Here is a 473-nt window from a genome sequence, read left to right as displayed (position 1 = left end):
GGTCAGCCGCTGCCACGCCTGCGCCGAGCCCCTAACCCCTGGGAACGCCGTGGACGTCGAAGCGTCGGAAGCGATGGAGCAGAAACTCCACCAGGGCGAGCAGTAAAGCCCGAATTCGAGGACCTGCTGAAACCTCACGCTCAGCGCCTGACCTGCGGCCGGAACGTTCCGGCATCCGCCACCGGCTGGCACCAGGCCATCCAGACGCTCGCGCAGGATCTGCAAGAGCAACGGGACGTCGCGCAGCAACGCAAGCACCTGCTCGAACAATGGCCGTCCATGCCGATCGGATAGGCGACGCGGAGGCCGAACTGAGCAGGCGAAGGAGAAGCCCGCCGAGGAACTCGCAGACGAGATGACCGAACTCGACCGTGAGCGTCGGCGGCCCCCAGGGCGTGCTCGTCCGGACGTAGCCGTAGCCAGAGCTATTCGCCTGTGCACGCCGACCACCTAAGTGATCGAGCCGCATGGGG

At 66.4% G+C, this 473-nt stretch carries 1 protein-coding gene; it reads right to left on the bottom strand.

Features of this window, described 5'->3' with window-relative positions:
- Positions 1 to 270, bottom strand: a 270-nt coding sequence (locus ETD83_RS42180; RefSeq protein WP_138650814.1) for a hypothetical protein, incomplete at its 3' end; no start/stop codon positions are given.
- Between the last annotated feature and the right edge of the window lie 203 nt (positions 271 to 473).

The sequence above is a fragment of the Actinomadura soli genome, assembly GCF_005889715.1.
In the GTDB taxonomy this organism is placed as follows: domain Bacteria; phylum Actinomycetota; class Actinomycetes; order Streptosporangiales; family Streptosporangiaceae; genus Spirillospora; species Spirillospora soli.
This window is presented reverse-complemented; position numbering and strand designations above follow the sequence as displayed.